Below are 25,715 nucleotides of genomic sequence, written 5' to 3'. Positions count from 1 at the left end.
CGTCGTCTGATTCAGGAGTGACCCTTCATGGGCGTTTTTGCAATAGATTCATCACCGGCTGCCTCCAAGGCCGGCATCCGGCGACACCGACCGTGGGTGCGCTGGACCGTGGTCTCAGCCGTGCTGTTGTGCCTGTTTGCACTGGTCGCGCAACCGGTGGGCTGGATTGTCTACAACAGTCTGCACGATGACGCGACACAGCAATGGACACTGAACAACTACGTGCGCCTGATGACTGCCAAGGGCATGTTGGCGCCGCTGGGCAACTCGATCATCCTGGCGTTTTCCACGGCGCTGTTCTCGACGGTGCTCGGTGTGCCGCTGGCCTGGCTGGTGGCCCGCACCAACATGCCAGGGCGTGGGCTGATCCGGATGTTGACCCTCGGTGCGTTCGTCACGCCGTCGTTCATCGGTGCGCTGGGCTGGATCCTGCTGGCCGCACCGAATGCCGGTTGGCTCAACTCACTGTATCGCTACCTGTTCGACAGCACGCAGCCGTTGCTCAACATCTACTCGATGGGCGGTGCGATCTTCGTCTGTGCGATCTACACCGTGCCGTACACCTTCACCATCGTCGCCAGTGCGCTGGATGACATGGCGGTGGAGCTCGAGGACGCGGCGACTACCCTCGGCGCGGGGGTGTTGCGCACGATGTTCAGCGTGACCATCCCGATGGTAATGCCTGCGGTAATCGTCGGCTTCATTCTGTCGTTCATCCAGGGCATGACACTGTTCGGTGTGCCGGCCTTCCTGCTGACGCCTTCGGGCACAGCGGTGGTGACCACCAAACTGGCCGAGTTCTATCAGTTGTTCCCGCCTGAGCTGTACATGGCGGCGGCCTATTGCATGCCGTTGTTGCTGTTGACCGGTGGCTTGTTCTGGGGGCGCAGGAAGATTCTGGGACGCAAGCGCTTCGTCATGATTGGCGGCAAGAGCCGTGCCGGCCGGCGCATTGACCTCAAGGGCTGGCGCTGGGGCGGGTTGGCGTTCGCCTTGATCGTGCCGGTGACGGCGGTGTTGCTGCCGTACTTTGCGCTGATCGTGGTGTCGCTCTCCAAGGCCTGGGGCCAGGGGCCGTCGCTTGGCAACCTGACGTTCCACTGGTATCGCTGGGCGATCCTGGAAAATGGCGAAACCCAGGCGGCGATCTTCAACTCGCTGTCCTATGCTGCTGGCGCCGCGACCATCTGTGTGCTGCTCGGCGCGGTGATCGCCTACATCGTCGAGCGGCGGCTCGTGGCGGGCACGACCCTGATCGCCGGCCTGACCAACCTGCCGATCATCATTCCGGGGATCGTCCTGTCGGTGGGTTTCTTCGCCGCCTACACGCAGCCTCCGCTGAGCCTGTATGGCACCTCGGCGATCATCGTCGCGGCGTTTGTTGCCACGTTCCTGCCGATTGCCTATTCCCATGGCGGGGCGATTCTCAAAGGCATCAGCCCTGACCTTGAGCGGGTGGCCCGCATCCTGGGCGCCAGCGAAGCGAAAACCTTCACCAGCATTACCGCACCGTTGATGCGCTCCGGGCTGATCTCCGGCTGGCTGCTGGTGTTCATCCCGGTGATGCGCGAGCTGTCGGTGGCGGTGTTCCTGATCACCCCGAGCACCAACGTCATGACCACGCTGATTTACAACTACAAGGACGGTGGCAACTACGAAGCCGTGGCGGCGGCCAGCGTGTTGCTGCTGGTGGTTACCATGCTGGTGGTGGCGCTCGCGCAATTGCTCAACGTCAAGCTGGCCCGACACAAACGCCCAAGTGCCGGGCTCACTCGTACAGAACCAGGAGCCGCCCAATGAGCCAGATCCACATTCGCAACCTGCAAAAGAGCTTCGGTCAGTTCCAGGCGCTCAAGGGCATAGACCTGACGGTCGAAGACGGGACACTGCTGGCCTTGCTCGGCCCCTCGGGCTGCGGCAAGTCGACCACGTTGCAGTTGCTGGCGGGTTTCGAAACCCCCAGCGGTGGTGAGATCCGTGTCAATGACCGGGTGATCTCCAGTCCCCAGGGTGTGGTGCCACCGGAGCACCGGGACATTTCCCTGGTGTTCCAGAACTACGCGGTGTGGCCGCACAAGACAGTGGCCGAGAACGTTGCGTTCGGTTTGCAAATCCGCAAGGTGCCTCGCGCTGAACTGGAACAGAAACTGAAGAAAGCCCTGAAGACCGTGCACCTCGATCATCTGGCCGACCGTTATCCGTCCGAGTTGTCCGGCGGCCAGCAACAGCGTGTGGCCCTGGCGCGGGCGCTGATCGTCGAGCCTAGCATCCTGTTGCTGGACGAGCCGCTGTCCAACCTCGATGCCCACCTGCGTGAAGAAATGCGCTTCGAGATTCGCCGCGTGCACGACCTGCTCGGCTTGACCACGGTGTACGTGACCCACGACCAGGGCGAGGCGCTGGTCACGGCCAACCAGGTGGCTGTCATGAACGGTGGCAGTGTCCAGCAACTGGGCTCGCCCCGGGAAATCTTCGAACGACCATCGAATGCCTTCGTGGCGGCCTTCATCGGCAGCAACAACGTTATTCCCGCTCGGGTGAAAGCCGCCGGCATCGCGCAGTTCGGCGAGCAGGCACTGAAGGGCGTTGACCGAAGCGGAGGGAAACCCGGCGAGGAAGTCACCCTGTGCATCCGTCCTTCGAGAGTCCGGGTGGTAGGGCCCGAGCAGGGCGCGGACAACGTCTTGCCCGGCACTGTGCTGCGCACGGCGTATCTGGGCGAGTACTGCGACGTGCTGGTGGACATCGGCCTGGGTGCCACAGTACGGGCGTTCACACCGCCGACTATCGATTATCAAGTGGGGCAGGTGGTGTTGTTGCAACTGCCGGAAGGCGATTGCCACCTGCTGCAACCGGGTAGCCGCGTCACCAGTTGATGGCTCTGTGTCGCCGCGCAACGACATTCAAATTTCGGTTGAAGAACAAGGTGCAGTGATGAAAGTGAGTGAAAGTACAGAGATCGTTCGACAACGCCGGGGCAGCGTCGAATGGGTGATTTTCAATCGTCCTGATGCGCTGAATGCGATGTCGCCGGCCATGGAAGAAACACTGACCGGGATCTTTCTCGAACTGGCCGTTGACGACTCGGTCAAGGCTCTGGTCCTGACCGGCGCCACTGGCAAGCGTCCTTCGTTCATGGCGGGCGCTGATTTCGGCGCGCTGGAAGATGCCAAAACCGAAGCCGAGTTCCTGGAGTTGGAAGGCCACAGTGAAACCCTGATTGCCGCCCTGGAAGCGCTGAAGTTTCCCACGGTGGCGGCGATTGCCGGCCCCTGTGTCGGCGGCGGTGCCTTGATCGCCGCGGCCTGCGACGTGCGCCTGATCAGCCCATCGGCGCGCTTCGGTTTCCCCATTGCGAGAACGGTAGGCAACTGTCTGAGTGCGTTGAATTATCAGCGCCTGATCGACCTGTTCGGCCCGGCAATGACCAAGGAAATGGTGTTCAGCGCGCGGCTGGTGGAGGCGCCTGGCTTGATCGCCAGCGGCGCCTTTCGCGAGATGGTCGAGGAGGACCAGCTGGAGGCCGCCGCCGAGCGCGTCTCCGAGCAGTTGACGCAATTGGCGCCCCTGACGCTGTGGGCGACCAAAACCGTGTTACGCCGCCTTCGCGATGCCCAGGTGGCCAATGTCCGGGACGAAGACGTGTTGTTGCGCTGCTACCAGTCCTGGGATTTTCGTGAGGGCGTTTCGGCCTTCCAGCAAAAACGTTCGCCTGCCTGGCAAGGGTGCTAGGGCGTTCGGTTTGATGGATTCATAACAGCAGAGAACCCGGTTCTCTACCGCAAATACCTAATGTGACCAGGCGATCCTGATAGCCTGGCGGGGTGAACTCATGTCCACGAAAACGCAAAACTCCAATAAAGGTCCACTCAATGGCATACGCGTGATCGATGCCACGCATATGCTGGCCGGTCCGTATGCAACCTGGTTGCTGGCCAGTCTCGGCGCTGAAGTGATCAAGGTCGAACGCCCAAACGGCGGGGACTACACCCGAGGTGTGGCACCGTTCAAGGATGACGGCAGCGTCTATTTCAACAGCGTCAATCGCAACAAGCGCAGCTTGACGCTCAACTTGAAAGATGAAGAGGGCAAGGCGGTGCTGCGCCAACTGTTGTCAACGGCCGATGTGTTCGTGGAAAACAACCGCGCCGGCGCCATGGAACGCCTGGGCTTCGGTTACGAGACGGTACGCGAATACAACCCGGGCCTGGTGTATGCGTCGATCTCCGGGTTTGGCCAGGACGGTCCGTACAAACATCTGCCGTCGTTCGACGTGGTTGCCCAGGCCATGTCCGGCATGATGAGCATCACCGGTGAAGAGTTCGGGCCGCCGGCGCGGGTCGGGATTTCCCTGGGCGACATCGGCTCGGGCCTGTTCACCACGGTGGGCATACTGGCGGCATTGGTCGACAAGGAGCGCAACGGCGGCACTGGCGCGTTCATTGACATCTCGATGCTCGACTGCCAACTGGCGATGATGGAAAACGCGGTTGCGCGGTATCTGCAGGTCGGTGACGTGCCCAAGCGCCTCGGCAGTCGCCACGCCTTGATCGCACCGTTCCAGGCCTTCCCGACGGCGGACGAGCCGATTGCCATCTGCGTGGACACCGAAGAGCAGTGGCAACGCATGTGCCTGGCGATGGATCGTGCGGCGTGGATCGACGATCCGCTGCTGCGTGACGGTCCGCTGCGTGCACAGAATCATGCCCACCTTGAACCCCTCATGAAGACCCGCCTGACCGAGTATGGTCGGGAGCATTGGCTCAAGACCCTGCAGGCGGCGGACGTGCCCTGCAGCCCGATCAACACCGTGGCCGAAGCCATTGCCGACCCGCAGGTGCAGCACCGTGGAATGATCGTCGAAGTGCCAGCGCAGTCGGGTAATTGCTACGTGAAACATCCGTTGCACATGCCCTACACACAGATGGTCGACGAACAACCTTCGCCAGGTCTGGGCCAGCACAGTGCCAGTGTGCTGAAGGAGTTGGGTTATAGCGACGATCAGATTGTTTCGTACAAGGCGCGCGGGGTGATCTGAGGCGAAAGGTTCTGAACATTCCCCCCTGTAAGCGGGCTTGCTCGCGAAGGCGGTCGACCTGATACATCGATGTCGACTGACACTCCGCCTTCGCGAGCAAGCCCGCTCCCACAGGTTAAATGCATGGCGGTCGACCCATTACCCGCGTCGATAGTCACCATCATTCCAATGAAGTTCTCATAAAAATTGTGCGGCGTAACATCAGCTCCATACCAAACAACTACACCCCCTGGAGCACACGATCATGAAACGCCAAACTCTTCTCAGCATCGCTTTCTCGGTTTTTGCAGTTAACGCTTTTGCCGCTACCGCCGCTCAACCTGTTGTTGCTGAAGGTGGTTCGGATCGGCTGATCGAGCGCCGCGTAGCCGAAGGTGGTTCGGATCGCTTGATCGAGCGCCGCGTAGCCGAAGGTGGCTCGGATCGTTTGATTGAACGCCGCGTAGCCGAAGGTGGCTCTGATCGCCTGATCGAACGCCGTGTAGCCGAAGGTGGTTCTGATCGTTTGATTGAACGTCGTGTCGCCGAAGGTGGTTCTGATCGCTTGATCGAACGCCGCGTCGCCGAAGGTGGCTCCGACCGCCTGATCGAACGCCGTGCCGTATGAAGCATGGCTCCCGCGCAACACCCAACAAGAAGCCCGGCCTAATCAGCCGGGCTTTTTCGTTAACGCAGATCCCTGTAGGAGCGAGCATGCTCGCGATGGTCGTCAACGATGACGCTGGCAGCCTGAGGCCCCACGGTGCCCGGGCCACCATCGTCGGAACGCCGCCCGGAGCATGCTCGCTCCTACAGGGGGCGGTCGATCAGAAGCTGTACTTGGCCGTCAGCATCAGGTTACGGGGAGCGCCGTAGCTGTCGCCGCCGTACTGGGTAGAGGTGCTGATCGACTGGTAGTAGTCACGATCGAAGATGTTGTTGGCGTTGAGTTGCAGGTCCAGATTGCGGTTGACCTCGTAGCCGGCCATCAGATCCGTGGTTGCGTAGCTACCTTGCTTGAGTCGGTATTCGCTCCCATCGTCCAACGCGATGTCGTTGTACATGCGGCTCTGCCAGTAGACGCTGCCACCGACGCGCAGTTTTTCCAGCGGACCCTGGAAACGGTAGCTGGTGGTCAACTTGAACAGGTGCTCCGGAGTGTCAGTGTCGAAGCGCTGGTTGACGTTCTGCGGGTTGGCATCGTCCTTGAGCGTGTGCACGCGGGCGTAGGTGTAGCCGCCGCCGAGCTGCCAGTTCTCGGTCAGCGCGCCTTGCAGTTCGAAGTCGATGCCCTGGCTGCGAATCTCACCGGAAGGCTGATAGCAGGCGTTCTGAGGGCAGTTCGGCACGAACACTTGTACGGCACGGTTTTCCTGGTCGACGCGAAACACCGCCAAGCTGGCGTTCAGCGCACCGTTGAAGTACTCGCCCTTGACGCCGACCTCGTAGTTTTTGCCGACGATAGGCTTGAGCGGGGTGGCTGAGGTGTCCTTTTCGCTTTGCGGTGTGAAGATATCGCTGTAGCTGGCGTATACCGAATGGTGCTCATCCAGGTCGTAGATCACACCGGCGTAACGAGTGACGTTGCGAGTGACCTTGTAATCACCCTCCGCATCGCGGTTGTCGTAGTCGTACCAGTCCAGGCGTCCGCCGAGAATAAGCTTCAAGGGATCGGCAAGGCTCAGGCGGGTTGTCGCGTAGACGCTGTCCTGGGTCGTGACTTCGCGCACGCTATCGGTACGCGTGAAGTTCGGTTTGCCGGCGGTGATTGGCCAATCCATGGCGTAAGGGGCGTAGTTCTGGGTGGTCATGTCGTAGATGCGCTTGCCCGCGCCGACGACCAATTCATGGGTGCGCCCGAATGCCTGGAAGGGGCCACTGAGGAAGCTGTCCAACCCGGTCTGATTCTCGTCATAGGAAGCCTGCCAAACGGTGCGCTCCAGCGCGGGACCGTTCCAGCGCGACTGATATGAGCCACTGAACAAGCCGTTCTGCTCGGCATAGTTGGCGTTGACCTGCAGCTTCCAGTCGTTGGCCAGGTTGTGGCGGAACTCGGCGAACACCGTGTTGACGTCCTGGTCCTTGTTCTCCCAGGACGTGCCCGGGTTGTAGGAACGAGGCAGGTTCAGGTGATGGCCGTCGAGCCCAAGCATGGACGCGCCCCAGAAGTAGTTGGTCTTGTCCTTCTGGTGCGAGAAACCGAGAGTCAGGGTGGTGTCTTCGCTGAGGTCGGCTTCGGTGATTGCATAGAACAGGCCGTGGTTTTCGTCTACATCATCGATGAAGCTGTTGGAATCACGCCACGACGTCACGACACGACCCCGCAAGGTGCCGCTGTCGTTGAGCGGGCTGGAAGCGTCGATTTCGCCACGGTAGTCGTCCCAACTGCCGGCGGTGCCGGTCAGGGTGACCTTCTGCTCGGCGAGCGGGCGTTTGCGCACCAGGTTGATAGCCGCCGACGGGTTGCCAGCGCCAGTCACGAGACCGGTCGCACCACGGACGATCTCGACCCGATCGAACATCGCCAGGTTCGGCTGCACGCCCACCGACCAGCCTTGATAACCGCTGGGGATGCCGTCATACATCAGGTTGTCGATGTCAAAACCGCGCGCCGAGTATTTCTGCCGGCCAGGGCCATCGGACGTGGAGAGGAACAGTCCGGGGGTGTTCTTGACCACGTCGTTGATGCTGGTCATCCCCTGGTCGTCCATGCGCTGGCGGGTGATCACGGTTACGGCCTGGGGCGTTTCGCGCATGGTCAGTGGCAGCTTGGTGGCGGTGGACATGGCGCCGGTGGTGTAGGAAGTGGTGCCTTCGGTGGTGCTGCCCAATTGAGTGCTGGTGATTTCGGTCGCGCCCAGCTCGAGGGTGGCCGGATTCGAATTCTCCAGCGCTGCGCTGTTGTCATCGGCCATCGCCGGGGTCAGAGTTGCCATGCAAACGGCCATGGCCAGCAGATCACGTGATGATTTGAAATGGCGCAGTGAGGTGGAGCGCGACATGGTGGGTTTCCTGAGCAGGTTTTAGATAATCTAAGCGATTATGAGAATCGTTAGCATTAGTTCTGTCAGGATTTTAACGAACGCAAAAGCTTGGGAGGCGAAAAAACCTATGGCACCCATGCATTTGTCCTATTCAAAACGGGCAAAATACTTCACCCGTCCAAGCAGGATTACCCATGCTCAAGTCCCTGATACTCAATGGAACGCCTTGGCCGACGGAGCATGCACAAGTTGCCGTGCCTTGGTGGAGCTTCACTAAAACAGTGCTGTCTGCTGCGGCGTTGTGTCTCGTGCGTGACGGGGTTGTCAGGCTTGACGAGCCAGTCGCGGAGGGGCCGTTCACACTCCGTCAATTGCTAAAGCACCAGGCAGGGTTGGCAGACTATTCGGAACTCAAGGCGTACCATTCAGCCGTTGCCGAAAACCAGGCACCCTGGCCAGCCCATGAAATGCTGCAACGCCTCGACGCCAATCGGTTGCGTTACGAGCCAGGGACGGCATGGCGCTATTCCAACGTCGGCTACATGTGGGTGGCCAGGTTGATCGAGCGGCTGAGCGGGCAACCACTTGAAGAAGCGTTGATCCAGCAAGTTTTTTCGCCCCTCGGTTTAACCCGGGTTCGACTCGTGCGAACGCAAGAGGACTTGAGCGATGTGCATCCGCCAACGATGGCGACCTATCACCCCCGCTGGGTCTATCACGGCTTGTTGATGGGCCCGCTTGACGAAGCCGCTCAACTGCTCGATGGCTTGCTGGCCGGTCGGTTGCTGCCCCCCTCCTTGCTAGAGGCAATGCAGGACGCAATCGTGCTCGGCGGTCCCATACCCGGAAGGCCGTGGGCCACGCCCGGCTATGGCCTGGGCTTGATGATCGGTGAAACGAACAGCGGGCACAGGCTGGTTGGCCATACGGGCGGTGGGCCGGGCAGCGTCATCGCGGTATATCAGTGTGTCCATGGCGATCAGGTCGCCACCTGCGCGGTGTTCAGTGAAGGGCATGACGAGGGGGCGGTGGAATCCGCTGCCCTGATGCAGCTGACTTCGCATTCCTGATAGGAATGCTATTTATAAAATCAATGAATTTCTCTTATTTCGAAACGTGACGTAGGTTGGTTCAAGGTCATGGAGAATCGCCTTGAAGACAACCCCCGACACCTCAGCTGAAAAGTTCGATCATTCACGAGCCAGTGAATACGCACGGCAAAGTCGTATTGCCCTGGCCGGTTATGATGCCTGCCAGGACCTGGTGGCCTGCATGCTGGCGGCCAGCATTGGCTGCCTGCAACCGGCAAAAATTCTGGTGGTCGGCGCAGGAGGCACGGCTTCCGAGATCATTGCCATGGCCAAGCTCGAGCCGCACTGGCACTTCACAGCCGTTGACCCTTCGCCGCCGATGCTGGAAACCGCCAGGCAGCATCTGGAGTCCAATGGCCTGCTGGACAGGACGACCCTGCACCAGGGCTATGTGGAGGACCTGAAAGCGGACAGCTCGTTTGACGCAGCCACACTGGTCGGTGTGCTGCATCACCTCGACGGGGACGAGCCTAAACGCAGGATCCTGCAAACCATCCATTCTCATTTGAAGCCCGGAGCGCCGTTGGTGGTTGCGGGCAATCAGTACGCCTACGCCAGTCAGCCCTTGCTGCTCGCCGCCTGGGGACAGCGCTGGCGGCAGCATGGCGCTTCGGCGGATGAAGTGAAGGCCAAGCTCGGGAAGATCCTGCAAGGCGCCGACCCTCCACACTCCGAGGCCGCCGTACAAAAACTGCTGTACGACGCCGGCTTCGGCGATGCGACGCGGTTCTTCAGCAGCTTGTTCTGGGGGGCGTGGTTGACGCAAAAGCAGGTCTGAGACAACCAGAAAAAGGCGGCGTCCGTGAGAACGCCGCCTTTTTTTGGTGATGAACCCGCCGTGTCAGATCTGGGCCTGACCACCGTCGACGAACAGCTCGATGCCGTTGACGAAGCTCGCGTCGCTGGAAGCGAGAAAGAGCGCCGCGTTGGCGATCTCTTCAGGTTCACCGACACGCCCCATCGGAATCTGTGAGGCCAGGTAATCCAGCAGGCCTTGCTGCTGCGCCGCGTCGGGCCCTGCCAGGTCAACCAGGCCAGGCGTGCGGGTGGCGCCGGGGCTGATGGTATTGATACGCACGTTGCGGTCCTTCAGGTCCAGTATCCAGTTACGGGCAAACGATCGCACGGCGGCTTTGGACGCGGAATACACACTGAACGCCGGAGTGCCTGAACTGCCCGCCGTGGAGCCGGTCAGTATCACCGAAGCGTGATTGGCCAAGAGGGGCAGCGCCTTCTGCACGGTGAACAGGACGCCCTTGACGTTGCGGTCAAAGGTGTCGTCGTAATGCTGCTCGGTGATGTCGCCCATTGGCAGCATCGAGCCGCCGCCGGCGTTGGCGAACAACACGTCGATGTGTCCATGACTGGCGCGGATTTTTGCGTAGAGATCGTCGAGTTGATCAAGCTGGGTCGAGTCCACTTGCACACCGGTGGCGTTGCCGACCAGCGCGACGGCTGCATCCAGCCCCGCCTGGCGACGGCCGGTGATGTAGACATGCGCGCCTTCCTCGGCGAAGCGTTTGGCGGTGGCCAGGCCGATGCCGCTGGTGCCGCCGGTGACGAGTGCGATTTTGCCGTTGAGTTTGCCGTTCATTTGAGGTTCTCCAGAGGGTAGGTCGTTGTGATGGGAGAATCGTATCGACGATAGGTATGTTTCAAAATAGAATTGTCAGAAAGTCATCGTTGCAGAAATGAAATGAGCAAATTACCGGATTTCGAAGGGCTGGCGATGTTCGCCAAGGTGGCGGAAGAGGGCTCGTTCGCGGCTGCCGCGCGGCTGATGGGGGTCTCGGTGCCCACTGTGTCGCGGGCGGTGGCAAGGCTGGAGGAGCGACTGGGCGGGCGCTTGTTCAATCGAACGTCACGTCAGCTGTCACTCACGGAGTTTGGCCTGAGCATGGCGGCCAGGGCCGGGGACATCTATCGGCAGGCCGAAGAGGTGGAAAGCGAGGCCCAGGAACTGTCCGTGCAACCCCGTGGCCAGGTGCGCCTGGCGGTGCCGATGTCGTTTGGCCTGCGTTGGGTGGCCCCATTGATGCCCAAACTGATGCGCTTGTACCCGGAGCTCTCCATCGACCTGCATTTGTCCGACGCCTCGGTGGACCTGATCGCCGACGGTTTCGACGCGGCGCTGCGGATTGCGGCCCTGCCAGACTCATCGCTGGTCGCCCGGCGAATCTGCGCGGTCAGCCAGTTGCTTGTGGCATCACCGGGCTACCTCCAAGCGCACGGCCGGCCGGGCCATCCGCGTGACCTGGCCCATCGCCAATGCCTGAGCTACGCCTACCGTGCACGCACCCAGGTGTGGCGGTTCACCCACCACAGTGGCGCCGAGGAGGACGTGGCACCCAACGGGCCACTTCGGGTAACCAACTCGGATGCGATGATCCCTGTGCTGCTTGAAGGGCTGGCCATTTCTGAACTGCCGGAGTTCATGGCCAGTGAGTACCTGGCGGACGGGCGCCTGGAACAGGTCCTTCCCGAGTGGAGCATGACGCGCGGTGGCCTGTACTTCGTCACGCCGTCGGCGCGTACCCGCCCGGTGAAGATCAGGGTGCTGTCGGATTTTTTTGCCGAGCATCTGGCCGATCCGGTATGGCGCTGGCCGCGTTAACCCTGACTGCCGGGGGCAGGGGCGAGGAGTCGATGCGCGTTCATCTCACGCGATGGAATGTTTGCCCAACGCGCAGGTCAACCGAGCAACAAACCTGTGAGTCCTGCACATGCCCATTGCTGACGACACCATCGCGTATCTGCGCAATCACTCTCTCCTGCTGACCACGGCAGAATCCTGTACTGCCGGCGCGATCGTGATGTTGCTGTCGGAAGTCGAGGGCAGCGGCGAGGTGATCGAGTGCGGCTACGTGGTCTATTCGCCTCAGGCCAAGCAGCGCCTGTTGCACGTCAACCCGCACACCATCGAGACCTTCAACCTGACCAGCGTTGAGGTCGCCAGCGAGATGGCTGCGGGCGCGCTTCGCGACAGCACGGCGAATGTGGCAGTGGCCACCACAGGCATTCTCGGCCCCGACGATATGGACGGCATCCCGGCCGGCACCGTGTGTTTTGCATGGGCATTTCAACTGGCGGGCGAGCAATGCCTGTTCAACCGCAGGCATCGTTTCTTTGGCACGCGCTGCGAGGTGCTCGAACAGGCCACGGAATATGCGTTGCAGTGGCTACCGCATTTCCATGGCCGAGCGCTCAAGGGTGAGCGAGGGTAGTGACTGATGAACGACGAAACTCGACACCCGGACCTGGAAAGCCGCAAATACCCTGTGCGTGAAGACATGGCGTATCAGATCAAGGTCTGGCGCTTCGAACGCTTCGGTTGGTACATGCTGGTTTTGCTGATGATCCTGGGGCTGGCGGGGCTGTTCTCGCGTGGTTTGCTCAGCTCGCGTGACGTGCTCAGCGACGACGGCCGGGTCCGCGTCGAGTATGAGATGTTCCACCGCAATGGCTCTACCAACGCGATGAAGATCAGCTTGAGCGGCGAACCGGAGTCGACGTTGGAGTTGGAAGTGGCCGGCGAATTGCTCGATGGTTTCAGCATCGAAACGCTGCAACCCGAGCCGGTGCGCTCCCGTAGCTCCGCGCAGGGCATGCGCCTGTGGATTCAGGCCGATACCAAAGGCCAGGCCAGCGTATTCATGACCTTGCGCGGCGATGGGCTGGGGCTGTTTCGCAGCAGCATCATTCTGCCAGGCACCAGCGGCGTGAAACTCACCCAGTTCATTTTCCCTTAGGTGACCTATGGATTCGGTATTGCGTGCCGCGGCCATGTATCTGGCCCTTATGGTGCTGTTCAAGATCGCCGGAAGACGCTCGTTGGCAGAGCTGACCACTTTCGATTTCGTCTTGTTGATGATCATCGGTGAGGCGACCCAGCAGGCGCTGTTGGGCGACGACTTTTCGTTGACCAATTCGATGCTGGTGATCGTCACGCTGATCGCCGTGGATGTCGGTCTTTCCCTGCTCAAGCAGCGGTCGCGCTGGATGTCTCGGCTGATTGACGGGGAGCCGACCATCATCGTCGAGAACGGCAAGCTGCTGCGTGAACGCTTGCGTCATGCCCGCCTGGTGGAGGCCGACGTCATGGAGGCTGCCCGTTCCAGCCAGGGCATCGAGACCCTGGAAGAGATCAAGTTCGCGATCATCGAGCGCAATGGCAAGATCTCGATCATTGCTCGCGATAGTTGACCGGCAATTGCTTTGAACACCTGCGCGTTGGTGGCACCTAATCCTTTACAGTCTCTGGAGGATAGAAAAATGACCGAAGCAACCAGCTACTTCTCGATCGCCCTTGCGGTGATCATTCTGCTCGTCGATCTGTGGGCCATCGTCAGCGTGTTTCGCAGCGACAAGACCGTGGGTGTCAAGGCCGCATGGGCCATCGGCCTGATCGTCTTCCCCGTACTGGGCCTGATCGTATGGGGCGTCGCCGGACCTCGCGGTATCAAGGAAGGGCCCACCTCACCGGAACACAGCAAAGGCTAAGCCTGAGGACGTCCGTTTGCCGAGAATACTCACGTCAGAGGTGAGCGAAACCGAACTCTCTGCACGCGATGCACAAATGTTCGGTTCACCCAAACAGCGGCTGGATTTTTATCGTCGGGAGATCCAGTACGAGACCAGCATTTTGTCCAATCGGACCAATGCCTACCTGACGGCGCAATCCTTCCTGGTGATCGCTTTTGCCTCCTGCATGGCCAACGTCAACCCCGAATGGGGGAAGTTGTTCACGCTGGTGGTGCCACCGTTTCTGGCGCTGCTCGGCGTGCTCAGCTCGCTCAATGCCTGGCCGGGTATTCGTGCGTCCTATGACATCATCGATCACTGGTACTACAAGCAGAGCGAGCTCTTGCGCGCTGAGCCCGTGATGGGGCTGGCTTACGATGACTCACCCTTGTTCAGCGAGCGCGAATCCAGCCACAAGGGTTATCGCAAGGCGTTGCTGTTTTCCGTCCGAACCCCGTGGCTGTTCGCCGGGTTCTGGGTGCTGCTCACGGCTTGGTCGTTGTTCATTCAGGTCACCAATCCGGGCGCGTAGGCGTCAGGCGCCTTTGCCGAATCCAGGCTCGGCGCGAACGGGGCCGGCGCTGAGCCTCACCGGCACGGATTTCGCCGCCGGCACCTTGCTGCGCTCGGCATGGTGCCAGAGCGGCACCAGTGGATTGCATTCAGGGTAGTAAGCGCCCGCGCACCCCTCGGGAATGTCATAGGCGATGATCTCCAGAGGTCCGACCTGGCGAATGACACCCGACTCGACTGCCGTGGTGACCCACACCCGGTCACCGGTTTCGAACCCCAGCCGCACGATGTCGTTGTGATGCATGAAGATCACTTCGCGGGTATCGCTGATGCCGCGAAAGCGATCCTCGTAGCCGTAGATGGTGGTATTGAACTGGTCGTTGCTGCGCAGCGTCATCAACTGCAACACGTCTCGCGGGCTGTCGGAGGGCGTGACGTCATCGTCTTCGTCCAGCGTTCCGGGGGTGATGAACTGCGCCTTGCCACTTTCGGTCAGCCATTCGCGTTGCGCGGCGGCGATGGGCCGGTGGAAACCACCTGGCTCCTGCATCCGTGATTCCATGTCGTGGAAGATTTTTGGATAGATCAGCGCGATGGCCTTTCTGACGGATGCGTAGTCTTCACTCCAGCCTTGCCAGTCGATGGCATTCGAGGCGTCGAGGGTCGCCATCGCCAGGCCGGCGACGATGCTCGCCTCGGCACGGACGTTTGGCCCGACGGGCTGCGCACTGCCATGCCAACCGTGGATGCAGCCCGTGCTGTCTTCGGTGGTGTAGGTCTGCTCGACGCCGTTCTGCCGGTCGATTTCTATTCTGCCCAGGCAGGGCAGCAGCCACAGGTTCTTCACCGGCAACAGATGGGTGCGGTTGAGCTTGGTGGCGACCTGTACGTTCAAATCCAGCGTTTGCCAGGCCGGCTCCATGCGGGTGGTGTCGGGGATGGCCCGCAGAAAGTTACCACCCAACCCGATGAAGCCGCGAACGCTACCGGCAATCATTCCTTCACAGGCATCCACGGTGCACAGCCCCATCTGCTCGGGCACCTTGAAGCCCAAGTGCTGTTCGATCAGCTGAACCGGCACTTTTTTCGGATCTTCAGTGATGCCCACCGTGCGCTGGCCCTGCACATTCGAATGTCCGCGAACCGGACACACCCCCGCGCCGGGTTTGCCGATGTTGCCGCGCATCAGCAGCAGGTTGACCAGCATCTGTACGTTTTCCACGCCGTGTCGGTGCTGCGTCAGGCCCATGCCGTAAATCATCATCACTCGTTGGCTGTGGGCGTAGGTGGTGGCAGCGGCCTCCATGGCACCCCGGCTCAGGCAGGATTTGCGTTCAAGCTGCTGCCAGTGATGCCCGCGTACGGAGGTCGCGAATGCCTCGAAACCGTGGGTGTGCGTGGCGATGAACTCATCATCGACTACAGCAGGTTGGCCATTGCTGCGTGCATGGTCGTCCATTTCCAGCAGTGCCTTGGCGATGCCGATCATTGCAGCGGTGTCGCCGCCAATTGCCACCTGGTGATATTGGGTGCTGATCAGTGTCGATTCAGGCGTGAGCATTTCGGTGGGCGACTGCGGGTTGACGAATCGCTCGAGCCCGCGCTCCCGCAGGGGGTTGAAGGTGATGATCGGCACGTTGCGTTTACGCACGTCCTGGAGCTCGTGGAGCATTCTCGGGGCGTTGCTACCCACGTTCTGGCCGAAGAAAAACAGGCAGTCAGTGTGGTTGAAATCATCCAGGGTCACCGTGCCGACCGGTACGCCGATGCTTTCCTGCAAACCGACCGAGGTGCTTTCGTGGCACATGTTGGAACTGTCGGGCAGGTTGTTGGTGCCATAGGCCCTGGCAAACAACTGGTACATGAACGAGGTTTCCAACGAGGCACGGCCAGAGGCATAGAACACCACGCTGTCAGGCACCATCGTTTTGAGTTGCGCGCCGATCTCGTGATAGGCCTCGTCCCAAGTGGTTTCCCGGTAACGATCGCTCGCCGGGTCGTAGCGCATCGGATGGGTGAGGCGGCCCTGTTGTTCGAGGTCGTAATCGGGCCATTGCTGCAGTTCGGTCAAGGTGTGCCGGGCGAAGAACGCGGGGTCCGCCTTGTTCGAGGTCAGTTCCCACGCCGTGGCTTTGGCGCCGTTCTCGCAGAATTCCAGCACCCGAGGGTGGCCAGGCTTGGCCCAGGCGCAGCTGACGCAGGCGAAGCCGTCAGGCTTGTTCTGTTTGGCCAATGCAGTCACAGCCTTGGTGAAGACCTGCTCGCGCCAGAGGATTCTCATCACTGCGTTCGCCGATCCCCAGCCACCGCTTGCATGGGTGTAGGGCTTGAAGTGAGCCTTGGGATGAATGAGCATCAGGAACTCCAGAAACCGGGGCAGGGCATACGGTTATGACGAATGCGGCCCCTGAAAGGTTCGAAAGGATCCGTGCAGGCAAAAAAAGGACGAGATACCCCGTGCGTGATATCCCGTCCTGTAAAGGGAACAGATCTAGGTGTTCAGGACTAGCGTGCCGTCGCTTTCCGGCAGGGGAATCTGGCCACCGCCTGGCGTCAGGATGACCTTGCGGCATTCCTCCTCCTTCTTGTCGAAGATCCTGTAGCCTTCGGCTGCCTGCTCCAGGGCCATGCGATGGCTGATGATGACCTCAGGGGCGAGTCGTCCGGTTTCAATGTGTTCGAGCAACTCAGGCAGATAGCGCTGAACATGGGTCTGGCCCATCTTGAATGTCAGGCCTTTATCGAATGCATCGCCAAACAGGAAGCCGTGGATGAACCCTGCATACACACCGGGCACACTGACGACGCCACCTCGCCGGACGGCAGCGATGCATTGGCGCAGTGCCTTGCCGCTGCTGCCTTCGAGCTTGAGTGTGGCGAGTACGGTCTCGGTGGTACTGCCCTTGGCCTCGAAGCCCACCGCATCCACCACACCATCGACACCACGCATGCCTTTGGTCTGCTGGATGATGGTGTCCGCCGGGTCGTCATCCTCATCGAAATTGATGGGGATCACGCCGTAGGTTTTTTGCGCATAGGCAAGGCGGTAAGGGTGGTGGTCGACCATGAAAATCTGCTCGACCCCGAGCATCCTGGCGCAGGCCGCGCTCAACAGCCCGACCGGGCCGGCGCCATAGATCGCGAGGCTTGAGCCCTTGCCGACTGCCGCATTGGTCACCGCCTGAAACGCGGTAGGCAAGATGTCGGAGAGAAACAGCACCTTCTCGTCCGAGAGCGTGCCAGGCACTTTGAAAGGCCCGGTATTGGCCTTGGGAACCCTTACATATTCCGCCTGCCCGCCTGGAATGCCGCCATACAGATGGCTGAAACCGAACAGGGCAGCCCCTGGCGGAATGGACTTCTTGTTGAGGATCGCACCGCGCCCGGTGTTGGTGGTTTCACAGGCGGCGAACAGATCCATCTGGCAAAAGAAGCAACTGCCGCAGGCGATCACGAAAGGAATCACCACCCGGTCGCCGGGGTGCACGGCGGTCACGCCCGAGCCCGCTTCCTCGACGATGCCCATGAATTCGTGCCCAAAGATATCGCCGTGCTCGGTTTTCGGAATCTTGCCTCGATACAGATGCAGGTCAGAACCACAGATCGCTGTGGCGGTGACCCTAAGGATGATGTCGTCGTCGTTCTCGATGACGGGATCGGGAACGTTATCGACCTTGACGCTGTGGGCGCCGTGGTAGGTGAGTGCTCGCATGGCCTGTCTCTCTCATTGATAGGGTGGTAAGTGGGAGAGACGGGTTGGCGCGGTGAAGTTCAGAGGGATGTTGAAGAGATGTGACTGGTGGTCATGAACGCGCCATCGTCCGAAGGTTATCGCGATCAGGCTCGCACAGGTGAAACAGTTTTGTCTTAACCTGTGGAGGCGAGCCTGATCGCGATAGAGGTAAACGATAACGCGCAGGGTCAGGCAGCGATATCAGGGCGCGCCAGCGACTTTTTGTACTGTGCTTTCATTTCTTCCATCTGCGCACCCAGCTCATTGAGCTTGGCCTTGCCCAGCAGCTTGTTGGCCTGAGGGAACATCTCTTTCTCTTCTTCCTCGATGTGATGCTCCAGCAGTTCTTTGACCACTTTTACCCGGCCGGCAAATTCCGGTGTGCTCGGATCGGTGGCTTTCAGGTCTGGCAGCACCAGGGCGTCGACGGTGCGATGTTCTTCCTTGGCTTCGTAATACATTTCTGCTTCGTCCTTGCCGCCTGCTTCCTTGAACGCGGGGTACAGGATTTCTTCTTCCAGTTGAGTATGGATTGTGATTTCCATCTCCAGTTTGGCCAGCAAGTCCGTGCGTTTTTTGATGCCGCGATCAGTCGATTCACTCAACTGAGTGAGGATGGTTTTTACACGCTCGTGGTCTGCTTTCAAAAGTTCGATGGCGTTCATGTCAGGCTCCTTCATTCATCACGGTCAAAGGCGCGTCGATCAATACGTCAACGCTGCACAGCCTTGAAAATTGCATCAGGCGTGCCAGATCTCTAGATGTACAAATATGGTTATAAAATCAATTGGTTAGTTGGCAAAATCGCATGATCATGTCGGGCGTTCTGCATGATTGACCGCTCATCAACTTGCAGATTGCAGAAGGAAAACGGACGCACGTGTCAACGGCTCCAGAGAGCCGTTTGAATCATCGCCCCAGGTTGAGGGTCCACCGACCATCACCTTGGAACCGGACGTCTTCATGCCATACCTCCCCCGTAGCAAAGGCTGCCGTGGTGCTCCATCGGGAATGCAACATGGAAGTTGTTGATTCGGCCTTGATGGCCGCTCGCGCGCAGTTTGCGATCACCATCAGTTTTCATATCGTCCTGGCATCGCTGACGATAGGACTCGCCAACTTCCTGATGGTGCTCGAAGCGCTCTGGCTGTGGCGGCGTCAACGCGTTTATATGGACCCCTACCGTTACTGGCTGAAAATATTTGCCCTCAATGTCGCGGTGGGCACAGCCTCCGGGCTGATTCTGGAGTACCAGTTCGGGCTCAACTGGTCGCGCCTGTCGACCCAGGCCGGAGATATCCTGGGACCGTTGATGTTCTACGAAGTGCTGGCGGCTTTCTTCCTGGAGGCCGGGTTCCTCGGAATCATGGTATTCGGCTTGAAAAAGGTCGGCCCGCGTCTGCATTTCTTCGCGACTTGCGCGGTTGCCGTAGGGTCGCTGATCAGCGCCTTCTGGATACTGTCGGCCAACTCCTGGATGCAGACGCCGGCCGGCTACGCCATCGCTGCCGATGGCCGCTTCATTGCGCAGGACTGGTGGGCAATCATTTTCAACCTGTCATTCCCTTATCGGTTCGTGCACATGACCCTGGCCACGCTGCTGGCGACTGCCACCTTGCTGGCCGGCGTCAGCGCCTGGCAACTCTTGCGTGCCCCCGCCAATCCACGGGCCAGGCTGACTTACTCCATGGCGTTGTGGGTGATTGCGTTGCTCATGCCGTTGCAAATTTTGGTGGGGGATCTGCACGGCAGGCACAGCCTGGAATTCCAACCCCAGAAGATAGCGGCCATCGAAGGTTCCTGGACGCGCCCGCCTGAGGGGGCTGGCGAACCTTTGCGCCTGTTCGCCATTCCCGATATGGCAGAGCGACGCAATCATTGGGAGGTGGCCATTCCGCGCATCGCCTCCCTGTACTTGCGCCATGACTTGAGCAGCACCATACCGGCGCTCGATGAGTTCCCTGTGAAGGACATCCCGCCTGTGCCAGCGGTGTTCTTCGCCTTTCGCGCCATGGTCGGGCTGGGCCTGCTGATGCTGGCGCAGGGCGTGATCAGTCTGGTGTTGCGCCGGCGGCAGCGGTTGTGTACGGCGCGCTGGATGCTGCATGGCAGTGTGTGGATGGCGCCAGCGGGCATGCTGGCGATGCTCAGTGGCTGGGTGGTCACGGAAATGGGGCGGCAACCCTTCACCGTGTATGGATTGCTGCGCACGGCCGACAGTCTGTCCTCGGTGTCGCGCGAGCAGGTGCTCAGTGCCACGTGGACCCTCCTTGTGTTCTACCTGCTCACCTTCGGCATCGGCCTGTGGGTGTTGCTGCGCTTGTTGCGCCGTCCGCCAGGCGAGCACGAAGACGGGCCACAACCTGCCCTGGCGAAGGAGACGGGTCAGTCATGAGGGTACAGGCGCATGTTCGACACTGACTGGCTGACGCTGCTGTGCGCTGCGGCGCTGGGGTTTTCCGTACTCAATTATGTGTTGCTGGACGGCACGGACCTGGGTGTAGGCGCAATGATGGGCATGACCCGTTGCGCCAAACAGCGTCGGGCCATGGCGGTGAGTATCTTGCCCATCTGGGATGCAAACGAAACCTGGCTGGTGCTGGGCGGTGGCGGGTTGCTCGCGTTGTTCCCACGGGCCTATGCCATCCTCCTGCCCGCGCTTTACCTGCCGTTCATCCTGATGTTCCTGGCGTTGATTCTGCGCGCCATGGCGCTGGAGTTCCGTGACCATGCGCCCAATGAGCGAATCAAGCGCCTGGTGGACGGCTTATTGATGGTGGGGTCGGTCGTTGCGGGAGGATGCCAGGGCATTGTGTTGGGCACTTTGGTACAGGGCGTCCCACATGAGGGAGGGCAGTACAGCGGCACCGGATGGGAGTGGTCGAACGCGTTCCCGCTCTTCTGCGGCGCCGTGCTGGTGGTCGGCTACACATGGCTCGGTGGTTGCTGGCTGTATTGGCGCACCGAAGGCGAACTTCAGCAGCGAGCGCGCCGGCTTTCGAGTGGGCTGGCGTTCCTGACGGTGGGGTTGCTCACGGTGCTGGTGATCTGGACGACGACTCTGCACGTGCAATATGCCCGTCGCCTGGAAAATCCGCTGGTCTGGCTGCCCGCCACGGCGATGGTCATTACGCTGCTGGCAGCTTTCCTGATGGCGTTTCGATCCAGACGTGATTTTTTGCCCTTGTTCGCGGCGCTGGGCGTGTTCATTCTCGCCTTCGCATTGATGCTCATCGCCCTGGTGCCGCTGATCATCCCACCGCAGATGACCTTGCAGGCTGCCACTTCCGGCCCCGCCACCCAGATGTTCATGCTGATCGGTTTCGCGGTGTTGATACCCGTGACGCTGGCCTATAACACCTTCGGTTTCCGGGTGTTCAGCGGCAAGATTCATCCGATTGAAGATTGAGGGAGCCGGTATTGAGATATCGCCCCCGAATCGTCCTGGGACGCCGTCCCGTCAGCCGGGGCCGGATCACCGTGCAATCGTATCTCACCCAACATCCATACGAACTTCGCCAATCGCCGGACTGTCCAGACCTATACGTGCACCGGCAAGCATCACAGCCGCAGGCTCAATGTATCAGTGAGAGGCGAAAGCGACATGACAACGACTGTAGGAGATTTTCTGGTTGAAAGGCTCAGCCAGTGGGGCGTGACACGCATCTTTGGTTACCCGGGAGATGGCATCAATGGTGTCTTCGGCGCGCTGGCCAGGGCACAGGGCAAGATCGAGTTCGTCCAGGCGCGCCACGAAGAGATGGCCGCCTTCATGGCCTCGGCGCACGCCAAGTTCACCGGTGAGTTGGGCGTGTGCATCGCCACTTCCGGCCCCGGCGCCTCGCACCTGATTACCGGCCTCTATGATGCCCGGATGGACCACATGCCAGTCCTGGCAATCGTCGGCCAGCAGGCCCGTGCCGCGCTGGGTGGGCACTATCAGCAGGAACTGGATTTGCTGTCGATGTTCAAGGACGTGGCCGGCGCCTTTGTGCAGCAGGCATCGGCACCGGCCCAGGTTCGCCACCTGATCGACAGGGCCGTGCGCACGGCCATCGGCGAGCGTCGAGTGACGGCGATCATCCTGCCCAATGACTTGCAGGACCTTGAATACGAGCCGCCGGGCAGAGAGCACGGTACGGTGCATTCCGGGGTGGGCTACACCAAGCCGAAGGTTGTGCCTTATGAAGCGGATCTGCAACGCGCCGCCGACGTTCTGAACGCGGGTGAAAAGGTCGCAATCCTGGTGGGGGCGGGCGCGTTGCAGGCGACCGACCAAGTGATTGCCGTGGCGGAAAAACTCGGTGCCGGTGTCGCCAAGGCGTTGCTTGGTAAAGCGGCGCTGCCGGACGAGTTGCCGTGGGTCACCGGCAGCATCGGGCTGCTCGGCACCGAGCCCAGCTACAAGCTGATGACTGAATGCGACACCTTGCTGATGATCGGCTCGGGGTTCCCGTACTCCGAGTTTCTGCCCAAGGAAGGGCAGGCACGCGGGGTGCAGATTGATTTGCAGCCCGACATGCTCAGCCTGCGTTATCCCATGGAGATGAACCTGGTTGGGGATGCCGGCGAAACGCTCTCGGCGTTGTTGCCATTGCTGGAGCACAAGACCTCGCGCCGGTGGCGCAAAAAGGTCGAAGGCTGGCGCAGCAGCTGGGAGAAAACCCTGGAAAAGCGCGCCATGGTCAAGGCGGACCCGATCAACCCGCAGCGGGTGGTGTTCGAGCTGTCGCCGCGTCTGCCGGAGCTTTCGATCATCACCAGCGATTCCGGCTCCTGCGCCAACTGGTTCGCCCGTGACCTCAAGGTGCGGCGCGGCATGAAGTGTTCGTTGTCCGGTGGTCTGGCTTCGATGGGCGCCGCCGTGCCCTACGCGATTGCCGCCAAGTTCGCCTTCCCGCAACGCCCGGTGATTGCTCTGGTGGGGGATGGCGCGATGCAAATGAGCAACATGGCCGAATTGATCACCGTGGCCAAGTATTGGCAGCAATGGGACAACCCCAAGTGGATCTGCGCGGTGTTCAATAACGAGGATCTCAATCAGGTCACCTGGGAACAACGGGTGATGGAAGGGGACCCCAAGTTCGAAGCCTCGCAGTCCATTCCTGACGTGCCTTATCACCTGTTCGCCATTTCCATTGGCTTGAAGGGCATCTTTGTCGAGCGCGAAGAGGACGTGGCTGCTGCGTGGGATGAAGCGTTGGCCTCGGACGTGCCGGTGCTGATCGAATTCAAGACCGACCCGAATGTGCCGCCGCTACCGCCGCACATCAAGCTCGAGCAGGCGAAGAAATTTGCCACCACCTTGCTCAAGGGTGATCCGGACCAGGCCGGCATTGTGGTACAGACCGCCAAGCAGGTGTTGGGTGCGGTGCTGCCACGCAAGAAATAGGCGCAGCCAGGATTAGCCCCATGACCAAAGTCATCAGCGCGCAGGACCTGCGGATTGATCTCACAGATGCCAACGAACAGGGGCTGTTCAAGTGGTTGATTGCCAGCTTCCTGATGGGCAAACGCATTCAGTCCGAGATCGCCGCCGAGGCTTATCGGGTGATTGTCGACCGGCATCATTGTGATAGCCCGCGAAAGCTCGCGGCCTGTTCGCATCGTGAATTGGTGAGGATGCTCGGCGAGGGCCGTTATGTGCGATACGACGAATCCACGGCGTCTCGGCTATTGAGTCTCGCGCACACACTCAACGAGGAATACGCAGGCAAGGTGCTGAACGTGCGAGAAGCGAGTGACGATATTCGCGAATTTGAGAAGCGCTTGTCTGCCTTCGAGGGAATCGGTCCGAAGACCATCGAGATTTTCATGAGAGAAGCGGGCAGGGTGCTGTTTTGAACAAACCGCGTATTTACGTAGGTTGCGCAGGGTGGAGCATAGGGCGCGATGTTGCCGATGGATTTTCCAGCGAAGGCACGCATTTGCAGCGCTACGCTGGCAGGCTCACAGGCGTTGAAATCAACAGCTCTTTCTACCGCCCTCATCGCCGGGCGACCTATGAGCGCTGGGCGCAATCGGTGCCTGAGGACTTTCGTTTCAGCGTTAAAATGCCGAAAGTCATCACGCACCAATTACGGTTGGCAGGTTGCGAGACGGAACTCGAAACGTTCCTTGATCAATGCGCTGGGCTCGGAGACCGTCTGGGCTGCCTTTTGGTGCAGCTTCCTCCGTCGCTGGCCTATGACGAAGCCGTAGCACAGCGCTTTTTCATGGCGCTCAGAGAGCAATGTGTCACTCCCGTTGTGCTGGAACCACGGCATGAATCTTGGTGCAGCGCGCAGCCGTTGTTGATTAGCCACCAGGTCAGTCAAGCCGCCGTCGATCCTTCACGTATCAGCACCGATAGGACGCCCGCCGGCACGCCGAGGTACTGGCGGCTGCACGGCTCTCCGCGCATTTATCACAGCCCTTACGATTTACCTTATCTGGAGAGTCTTGCGGTCCAATTGACAACGCAGCAGGCCGAGAGCACGTGGTGCATTTTCGACAACACCGCCAGCGGCGCAGCCATGGCCAATGCACTGACCCTCTTATCACTGCTTGATACCCATCTGTAGGAGCGAGCATGTCGAGGCGTCGAACCGTCGCGAAGCGATAGGCCAAACGACATCCAGATTGCCTGATACACCGCTATCGCGGGCGAGCCCGCTCCCACAGGGTCTGTGCAGAACTCCGCGCAAGTTTCCCTGTCGATTGAGTTGCCGGCAATCGCTTGTCGACTACAACAATAAAAAAGGTGATCGCGATGAACTGTCTTATTTGTGTAGGTGCGGCCGAGCGCATCCTCTGTTCGGGGCCCTGGGAAGAGCGGGACTGTCCGGAATGCGGACGCTATCGCGTTTCGGACGAGCTCATCCTGGCCTTGATCGACCAAGGCCAGATCTTTGATGTGAGCAAGACCAGGCGCTGGCTCGATGACCAGCGCACGGCAGGTCGCACCCCGTCGATCCAGGTGCATGAAGCTTTATTGGCAAAAAGATAAGTCCGTCGACTTCAACAGGTCATGCGCGGTAATGCCCTTGGACAAGGCGGCAGCCGCCTTGCCAACCGCCGTGACGACACAGGCCCCCTCAAACCCGAGCCCGGAAAGCAATGGCGTTGCAACCTTGCGGCTGATCGAAGGGTAGATAATCAGGGTTTGGCGCAGGTCACTGCTGCATGGGGCGCAGCCATGTCAGGTTAGAAGGTCGCCGGCGTATTGACCCACAGGATGCGCACGATCTGCTGGGTCGAATTGCGATAGCCGTGCGGCACGTTGCTCGGAAAGTGAAACGAATCACCGGCGTGCAGCGTATAGGTGGTGTCGCCCAGTGTCAGATCGAGGCTGCCTTCGATCACGTAGCCCATTTCCTCGCCGGCGTGTTCGATCATCTCACTGACCATGCCGGGGGCGACAATGTGGATGTCGGCCTGCAACAGTCCGCCCTTTTGCGGGTGGGTGATGCGCTCCAGGTCGATATAGCCTTTTTTCGCCCCCTCGGCGAACCGGCTGATCTGCCGGGCACCGGCGCGCAGGACCGGCTCTTCAGACACCCAGTCCTCGGACGTCAGCTCGGACACGTTGCTGCCCAGCGCCAACGCCAGGCGGTGCAGCATCGCCAGGGACGGCGAGGCGGCGTCGTTCTCCAGTTTGGAGATCAGGCTTTCCGAACAGCCCGCAGCCTGGGCAACCTGCTTGAGCGTCAGCCCAGCCACCTTGCGTGCATGGCGCAGGCGCATGCTCAGGCTTGGCAGTCCCTCGGAATGGAGGGATTTGGTTGTAGGCGTATGACTTGCTTTGGACATACATCCCTCGGTTAAAAAGACATTAAATCGGCGACAGGCATCCTAGGGGCAGCGACGCCTATCGT

Annotated in this window: 25 protein-coding genes; 19 read left to right on the top strand and 6 right to left on the bottom strand. The window is 60.3% G+C overall.

Annotated features, from left to right (window positions below):
• Positions 1–27 precede the first annotated feature (27 nt).
• From AB4N33_RS09560 to AB4N33_RS09540, 5 genes are all read left to right on the top strand, one after another.
• The gene (locus AB4N33_RS09560) at positions 28–1,800 is read left to right on the top strand and encodes an ABC transporter permease (RefSeq protein ID WP_476457115.1); all 1,773 of its coding nucleotides are present in this window, start codon (positions 28–30) and stop codon (positions 1,798–1,800) included.
• Complete coding sequence (locus AB4N33_RS09555) at positions 1,797–2,876, top strand: ABC transporter ATP-binding protein (protein ID WP_476457114.1); 1,080 nt, start codon at positions 1,797–1,799, stop codon at positions 2,874–2,876. Before AB4N33_RS09560 ends, AB4N33_RS09555 begins: the two co-directional genes overlap by 4 nt.
• A gap of 58 nt (positions 2,877–2,934) precedes the next feature.
• Positions 2,935–3,732: an enoyl-CoA hydratase gene (locus AB4N33_RS09550; RefSeq protein ID WP_460142008.1), complete on the top strand. Its 798-nt coding sequence runs from the start codon at positions 2,935–2,937 to the stop codon at positions 3,730–3,732.
• Positions 3,733–3,832: 100 nt separating this feature from the next.
• Positions 3,833–5,038: a CaiB/BaiF CoA transferase family protein gene (locus AB4N33_RS09545; protein ID WP_460125996.1), complete on the top strand. Its 1,206-nt coding sequence runs from the start codon at positions 3,833–3,835 to the stop codon at positions 5,036–5,038.
• Between the two features lie 244 nt (positions 5,039–5,282).
• Complete coding sequence (locus AB4N33_RS09540; RefSeq protein ID WP_460125992.1) at positions 5,283–5,645, top strand: hypothetical protein; 363 nt, start codon at positions 5,283–5,285, stop codon at positions 5,643–5,645.
• A 199-nt stretch (positions 5,646–5,844) separates the two neighbouring features.
• Here the strand turns inward: AB4N33_RS09540 and AB4N33_RS09535 are convergent, their stop codons facing one another.
• Positions 5,845–8,019 carry a TonB-dependent siderophore receptor gene (locus tag AB4N33_RS09535; RefSeq protein ID WP_476457113.1) on the bottom strand — a complete coding sequence of 725 codons (2,175 nt, stop codon included), beginning with the start codon at positions 8,017–8,019 and terminating at the stop codon, positions 5,845–5,847.
• A gap of 176 nt (positions 8,020–8,195) precedes the next feature.
• On the opposite strand from AB4N33_RS09535, the gene AB4N33_RS09530 reads away from it, so the two are divergent.
• Positions 8,196–9,071: a serine hydrolase domain-containing protein gene (locus AB4N33_RS09530; RefSeq protein ID WP_476457112.1), complete on the top strand. Its 876-nt coding sequence runs from the start codon at positions 8,196–8,198 to the stop codon at positions 9,069–9,071.
• An 82-nt stretch (positions 9,072–9,153) separates the two neighbouring features.
• Entirely contained in the window at positions 9,154–9,870 is a 717-nt protein-coding gene (locus tag AB4N33_RS09525; protein ID WP_476457111.1) for a class I SAM-dependent methyltransferase, read from the top strand.
• A 63-nt stretch (positions 9,871–9,933) separates the two neighbouring features.
• Here the strand turns inward: AB4N33_RS09525 and AB4N33_RS09520 are convergent, their stop codons facing one another.
• A complete protein-coding gene (locus AB4N33_RS09520) occupies positions 9,934–10,686 on the bottom strand; it encodes an SDR family NAD(P)-dependent oxidoreductase (protein WP_476457110.1) in 753 nt (250 codons plus the stop codon).
• Positions 10,687–10,788: 102 nt separating this feature from the next.
• Between AB4N33_RS09520 and AB4N33_RS09515 the strand changes: the two genes are divergently transcribed.
• The 6 genes from AB4N33_RS09515 to AB4N33_RS09490 all read left to right on the top strand — a co-directional run bounded on the left by AB4N33_RS09515 (position 10,789) and on the right by AB4N33_RS09490 (position 14,145).
• Positions 10,789–11,706, top strand: a complete 918-nt coding sequence (locus AB4N33_RS09515) for a LysR family transcriptional regulator (RefSeq protein ID WP_460125982.1) — start codon at positions 10,789–10,791, stop codon at positions 11,704–11,706.
• 109 nt (positions 11,707–11,815) lie between these two features.
• Positions 11,816–12,316, top strand: coding sequence for a CinA family protein (locus tag AB4N33_RS09510; RefSeq protein ID WP_476457109.1), 501 nt, complete (start codon positions 11,816–11,818; stop codon positions 12,314–12,316).
• A 6-nt stretch (positions 12,317–12,322) separates the two neighbouring features.
• A complete protein-coding gene (locus AB4N33_RS09505; protein ID WP_476457108.1) occupies positions 12,323–12,841 on the top strand; it encodes a hypothetical protein in 519 nt (172 codons plus the stop codon).
• 7 nt (positions 12,842–12,848) lie between these two features.
• The gene (locus AB4N33_RS09500; RefSeq protein ID WP_460125976.1) at positions 12,849–13,295 is read left to right on the top strand and encodes a DUF421 domain-containing protein; all 447 of its coding nucleotides are present in this window, start codon (positions 12,849–12,851) and stop codon (positions 13,293–13,295) included.
• Positions 13,296–13,364: 69 nt separating this feature from the next.
• Entirely contained in the window at positions 13,365–13,592 is a 228-nt protein-coding gene (locus tag AB4N33_RS09495; protein WP_460125974.1) for a PLD nuclease N-terminal domain-containing protein, read from the top strand.
• A 16-nt stretch (positions 13,593–13,608) separates the two neighbouring features.
• Positions 13,609–14,145 carry a hypothetical protein gene (locus AB4N33_RS09490; protein ID WP_460125972.1) on the top strand — a complete coding sequence of 179 codons (537 nt, stop codon included), beginning with the start codon at positions 13,609–13,611 and terminating at the stop codon, positions 14,143–14,145.
• Positions 14,146–14,148: 3 nt separating this feature from the next.
• Here the strand turns inward: AB4N33_RS09490 and AB4N33_RS09485 are convergent, their stop codons facing one another.
• The 3 genes from AB4N33_RS09485 to AB4N33_RS09475 form a co-directional block, all read right to left on the bottom strand.
• Positions 14,149–16,482 (bottom strand): FdhF/YdeP family oxidoreductase, encoded by a 2,334-nt coding sequence (locus AB4N33_RS09485; RefSeq protein ID WP_476457107.1) that lies wholly within the window; start codon positions 16,480–16,482, stop codon positions 14,149–14,151.
• A gap of 135 nt (positions 16,483–16,617) precedes the next feature.
• Positions 16,618–17,838 carry a zinc-dependent alcohol dehydrogenase gene (locus tag AB4N33_RS09480; protein WP_476457106.1) on the bottom strand — a complete coding sequence of 407 codons (1,221 nt, stop codon included), beginning with the start codon at positions 17,836–17,838 and terminating at the stop codon, positions 16,618–16,620.
• A gap of 209 nt (positions 17,839–18,047) precedes the next feature.
• Positions 18,048–18,524 (bottom strand): hemerythrin domain-containing protein, encoded by a 477-nt coding sequence (locus tag AB4N33_RS09475; protein WP_460125966.1) that lies wholly within the window; start codon positions 18,522–18,524, stop codon positions 18,048–18,050.
• 353 nt (positions 18,525–18,877) lie between these two features.
• Here AB4N33_RS09475 and AB4N33_RS09470 point away from each other — a divergent pair, with 353 nt between their 5' ends.
• From AB4N33_RS09470 to AB4N33_RS09445, 6 genes are all read left to right on the top strand, one after another.
• On the top strand, positions 18,878–20,254 hold the full coding sequence (locus AB4N33_RS09470) for a cytochrome ubiquinol oxidase subunit I (protein ID WP_476457105.1): 1,377 nt from the start codon (positions 18,878–18,880) through the stop codon (positions 20,252–20,254).
• Positions 20,255–20,266: 12 nt separating this feature from the next.
• Complete coding sequence (gene cydB / locus AB4N33_RS09465; RefSeq protein WP_476457104.1) at positions 20,267–21,268, top strand: cytochrome d ubiquinol oxidase subunit II; 1,002 nt, start codon at positions 20,267–20,269, stop codon at positions 21,266–21,268.
• Positions 21,269–21,463: 195 nt separating this feature from the next.
• Positions 21,464–23,251: a thiamine pyrophosphate-requiring protein gene (locus tag AB4N33_RS09460; RefSeq protein ID WP_460141995.1), complete on the top strand. Its 1,788-nt coding sequence runs from the start codon at positions 21,464–21,466 to the stop codon at positions 23,249–23,251.
• 20 nt (positions 23,252–23,271) lie between these two features.
• On the top strand, positions 23,272–23,703 hold the full coding sequence (locus tag AB4N33_RS09455; RefSeq protein WP_476457103.1) for an HhH-GDP family DNA glycosylase: 432 nt from the start codon (positions 23,272–23,274) through the stop codon (positions 23,701–23,703).
• A complete protein-coding gene (locus AB4N33_RS09450) occupies positions 23,700–24,422 on the top strand; it encodes a DUF72 domain-containing protein (protein ID WP_476457102.1) in 723 nt (240 codons plus the stop codon). The genes AB4N33_RS09455 and AB4N33_RS09450 overlap by 4 nt, the downstream gene beginning before the upstream one ends.
• Before the next feature lie 188 nt (positions 24,423–24,610).
• On the top strand, positions 24,611–24,847 hold the full coding sequence (locus AB4N33_RS09445; protein ID WP_476457101.1) for a hypothetical protein: 237 nt from the start codon (positions 24,611–24,613) through the stop codon (positions 24,845–24,847).
• Positions 24,848–25,044: 197 nt separating this feature from the next.
• On the opposite strand, the gene AB4N33_RS09440 is transcribed toward AB4N33_RS09445, so the two are convergent.
• A complete protein-coding gene (locus AB4N33_RS09440) occupies positions 25,045–25,650 on the bottom strand; it encodes a cupin domain-containing protein (RefSeq protein WP_476457100.1) in 606 nt (201 codons plus the stop codon).
• Positions 25,651–25,715 lie beyond the last annotated feature (65 nt).

The sequence above is a fragment of the Pseudomonas sp. S1_E05 genome, from assembly GCF_056337105.1.
Note: the sequence above shows the minus strand (reverse complement) of the source record. Positions and strands in the feature narration are given on the sequence as shown.

Coding starts and splice junctions, on each gene's coding strand:
- AB4N33_RS09560 (WP_476457115.1), top strand. CDS start 28: ATGGGCGTTTTTGCAATAGATTCATCACCGGCTGCCTCCAAGGCCGGC.
- AB4N33_RS09555 (WP_476457114.1), top strand. CDS start 1,797: ATGAGCCAGATCCACATTCGCAACCTGCAAAAGAGCTTCGGTCAGTTC.
- AB4N33_RS09550 (WP_460142008.1), top strand. CDS start 2,935: ATGAAAGTGAGTGAAAGTACAGAGATCGTTCGACAACGCCGGGGCAGC.
- AB4N33_RS09545 (WP_460125996.1), top strand. CDS start 3,833: ATGTCCACGAAAACGCAAAACTCCAATAAAGGTCCACTCAATGGCATA.
- AB4N33_RS09540 (WP_460125992.1), top strand. CDS start 5,283: ATGAAACGCCAAACTCTTCTCAGCATCGCTTTCTCGGTTTTTGCAGTT.
- AB4N33_RS09535 (WP_476457113.1), bottom strand. CDS start 8,019: ATGTCGCGCTCCACCTCACTGCGCCATTTCAAATCATCACGTGATCTG.
- AB4N33_RS09530 (WP_476457112.1), top strand. CDS start 8,196: ATGCTCAAGTCCCTGATACTCAATGGAACGCCTTGGCCGACGGAGCAT.
- AB4N33_RS09520 (WP_476457110.1), bottom strand. CDS start 10,686: ATGAACGGCAAACTCAACGGCAAAATCGCACTCGTCACCGGCGGCACC.
- AB4N33_RS09515 (WP_460125982.1), top strand. CDS start 10,789: ATGAGCAAATTACCGGATTTCGAAGGGCTGGCGATGTTCGCCAAGGTG.
- AB4N33_RS09510 (WP_476457109.1), top strand. CDS start 11,816: ATGCCCATTGCTGACGACACCATCGCGTATCTGCGCAATCACTCTCTC.
- AB4N33_RS09505 (WP_476457108.1), top strand. CDS start 12,323: ATGAACGACGAAACTCGACACCCGGACCTGGAAAGCCGCAAATACCCT.
- AB4N33_RS09500 (WP_460125976.1), top strand. CDS start 12,849: ATGGATTCGGTATTGCGTGCCGCGGCCATGTATCTGGCCCTTATGGTG.
- AB4N33_RS09495 (WP_460125974.1), top strand. CDS start 13,365: ATGACCGAAGCAACCAGCTACTTCTCGATCGCCCTTGCGGTGATCATT.
- AB4N33_RS09485 (WP_476457107.1), bottom strand. CDS start 16,482: ATGCTCATTCATCCCAAGGCTCACTTCAAGCCCTACACCCATGCAAGC.
- AB4N33_RS09480 (WP_476457106.1), bottom strand. CDS start 17,838: ATGCGAGCACTCACCTACCACGGCGCCCACAGCGTCAAGGTCGATAAC.
- AB4N33_RS09475 (WP_460125966.1), bottom strand. CDS start 18,524: ATGAACGCCATCGAACTTTTGAAAGCAGACCACGAGCGTGTAAAAACC.
- AB4N33_RS09470 (WP_476457105.1), top strand. CDS start 18,878: ATGGAAGTTGTTGATTCGGCCTTGATGGCCGCTCGCGCGCAGTTTGCG.
- cydB (WP_476457104.1), top strand. CDS start 20,267: ATGTTCGACACTGACTGGCTGACGCTGCTGTGCGCTGCGGCGCTGGGG.
- AB4N33_RS09460 (WP_460141995.1), top strand. CDS start 21,464: ATGACAACGACTGTAGGAGATTTTCTGGTTGAAAGGCTCAGCCAGTGG.
- AB4N33_RS09455 (WP_476457103.1), top strand. CDS start 23,272: ATGACCAAAGTCATCAGCGCGCAGGACCTGCGGATTGATCTCACAGAT.
- AB4N33_RS09445 (WP_476457101.1), top strand. CDS start 24,611: ATGAACTGTCTTATTTGTGTAGGTGCGGCCGAGCGCATCCTCTGTTCG.
- AB4N33_RS09440 (WP_476457100.1), bottom strand. CDS start 25,650: ATGTCCAAAGCAAGTCATACGCCTACAACCAAATCCCTCCATTCCGAG.